Here is a 2,298-nt window from a genome sequence, read left to right on the forward strand (position 1 = left end):
GGTCATTACTGGCATTGCCAAGAATACAAAAGTTCTAAATTGCAGTGGAATGACCTTCAGTCCTGGATTCAACTAATAAGTGCAGCACCTGCGGTTTCTAGTGCTCCTGAGTATTCACCTAAGAACACCTGGGCTGGGGTTCGGTATCCCAGCCGCTTTCTTGGTCTATCGTTTAGCTTATTGACGACACTTCGTAGCTCGGCATTGGTCACTTTGCGGAAGTCAGTACCTTTAGGAAAATACTGCCTAATCAGACCATTGGTGTTTTCATTAGTACCACGCTGGCATGAGCGGTACGGGTCGCAAAAATAGGTCTTAGCCGAGACGGCCTTGGCAACTTTCCGGTGCTCAGCGAATTCCGACCCATTATCCAAAGTGATGGTGTGCACTGCCCCTCGGCGTGGTGCCAATAACCGCGTCATTGCCTGAGCCGTTCTAGTGGCGGTGATTGTTGGCAGCCGCGCTGCCAAGAGGTAGCCACTGCGTCTTTCGACCAGGGTCACCAGTCCAGATTCTTTGTGGCCCTTAAGCACCGTGTCGCCTTCCCAATGTCCGATATGGCGCCGTTCTTCCACCTTGGCAGGGCGCTGCTCAATGCCTACTCGGTGCGGGATTTTGCCTAACCCCGCCCGCTTAGCCAATTGGCGCTGGTAGCGCCGCTGGCGTGGCAGTCGGAGCCGTTTCCATAATGTTCCACCGTGCTTCTTGTCGTCCCAGATTAACGCATAGATCCATTGATGGCTTACGCAGGCCCCGTTGGCATTGGCCATGAAGCCACTGATTTGCTGAGGGCTCCATTCGTCCATCAATTGGTCAGTGACCCAGCGAATCAGGCTGGGCAGCCGCTTCGTCACTTTCCAGGCAGTGCGTCGGCGCTGATCACTTGCCGATTGAGCCTGTTCAGGCGCATAACCACTGGTCAGACCGTTGCGCTTTATCTCGCGACTAATGGTGCTGCTATGGACACCAATGGCCTTAGCTATCTTTCGCTGGCTAATGCCGGTCTCAAGATAGGCAAAAATTTGGTATCGTTGGATCTGGGTCAGTTGTCGGTATCCCATGCTCTGCTTCACTTTGGTAGGTAAGGCAGAGAGGGTACCGGCGCTGGCCCTCCTGCCTCTACCTTGTGGTCCAAAGTGCTGCGCTTATTCTATGAATCCAGGGTACGTGCTTAATAAGAAAAAGTGACGTGAAAGGTACGACTGGCGTAGGCAGGTTCTTCTGCGCGAACCCGAATTCAAGTAGTCTCTACTATGGATAACGAAAAAAGCGGCTAACTGGGAATGTAAGGCATGGATCGTGGTGCCAATTTTTGGCGTAATGAAGTCGTAGCTTTTCTTGCGCTATCGACTATCAAAGGTGTTGGGTACTGGACGCTATTTCGTCTGATGTTGCCCGGGAAAGGGTTCAAAGACTTTCTCAAAAATTCACCGATTTCTGTTCTTGAAAAAGAGCTGAAGGTATCACTTTTGCTGGACGGTGAAAGTCCTGAAGAGTGGCAGCATAGAGTCTGGGAGGCTGGCCTTCAGCTAGCCAGGGAACTGGCCAAATATAGAGCACGGCTAGTCTTTCGGGATCAGGAGGAGTTCCCAGGCAGGCTTAAAGAAATTGAAGATGGGCCGCGCTGGCTATTTATCCAAGGGGATATTCGAACCCTTTATAATCGTCCAATTGCTGTTGTGGGCACTCGTAAGCCTTCAAAGGATGGTGAGTTCTTGGCTCGCTACGTTGTCGCAACACTTGCACATTCAGAGAGAACGGTAGTATCTGGCCTCGCTTTTGGCATCGACCAAGTTGCTCATCAGGAGTCTCTCAGGTATGGCTTGCCCACAGTGGCGGTTTTAGGAAATGGAATATTCCTTGATTACCCCAAAGGCTCTCAAGAGATCCGTGAGAAAATTTTGATGAATGGCGGGGCAGTCATAACAGAATACCTGCCACATCAATCTTATTCTGGTGAGAACTTTGTGAGGCGAAATCGAATCCAGGCAGGCCTTTCTGAGTTTGTTATTCCAGTTGAATGGAAAATAAAGAGCGGCACAGCTCACACTGTTGAATATGCTTCAAAATACCAAAGAAAAGTGGTCAATATATTCCTGCCAGGAACAGCAAAAGCCCGACCAGAAATGGTTTTTTCGGAGCGTGCACGTGGCGCAACATCGTTTGAGATACCTAGAGAAACCGAGCAGCTTATAGCGCTACTGGATTTGGATACCTCCTCATTGCAAGTGGATTCCGAGCAATCAGAAGATATCGCGACCGAACCAGTGCAACAGAATTTAGAAATTTAGGTAGTTC

General features: G+C 50.1%; 2 protein-coding genes. One reads left to right on the forward strand and one right to left on the reverse strand.

Features of this window, described 5'->3' with window-relative positions; all coding sequences use genetic code 11:
• Positions 1-68: 68 nt before the first annotated feature.
• Positions 69-1,061, reverse strand: a complete 993-nt coding sequence (locus tag ACT3RQ_RS17635; protein ID WP_096277122.1) for an IS30 family transposase — start codon at positions 1,059-1,061, stop codon at positions 69-71.
• Between the two features lie 231 nt (positions 1,062-1,292).
• Here ACT3RQ_RS17635 and ACT3RQ_RS17640 point away from each other — a divergent pair, with 231 nt between their 5' ends.
• A complete protein-coding gene (locus ACT3RQ_RS17640; RefSeq protein WP_086961193.1) occupies positions 1,293-2,291 on the forward strand; it encodes a DNA-processing protein DprA in 999 nt (332 codons plus the stop codon).
• Positions 2,292-2,298 lie beyond the last annotated feature (7 nt).

Origin of the sequence: Halomonas sp. AOP43-D1-4 (assembly GCF_052446175.1) — a bacterium.
GTDB classification, from domain to species: domain Bacteria; phylum Pseudomonadota; class Gammaproteobacteria; order Pseudomonadales; family Halomonadaceae; genus Vreelandella; species Vreelandella citrativorans.

Excerpts from the sequence above, each read along its gene's own strand:
- ACT3RQ_RS17635 (WP_096277122.1), bottom strand. The coding sequence starts at position 1,061 with ATGGGATACCGACAACTGACCCAGATCCAACGATACCAAATTTTTGCC.
- ACT3RQ_RS17640 (WP_086961193.1), top strand. The coding sequence starts at position 1,293 with ATGGATCGTGGTGCCAATTTTTGGCGTAATGAAGTCGTAGCTTTTCTT.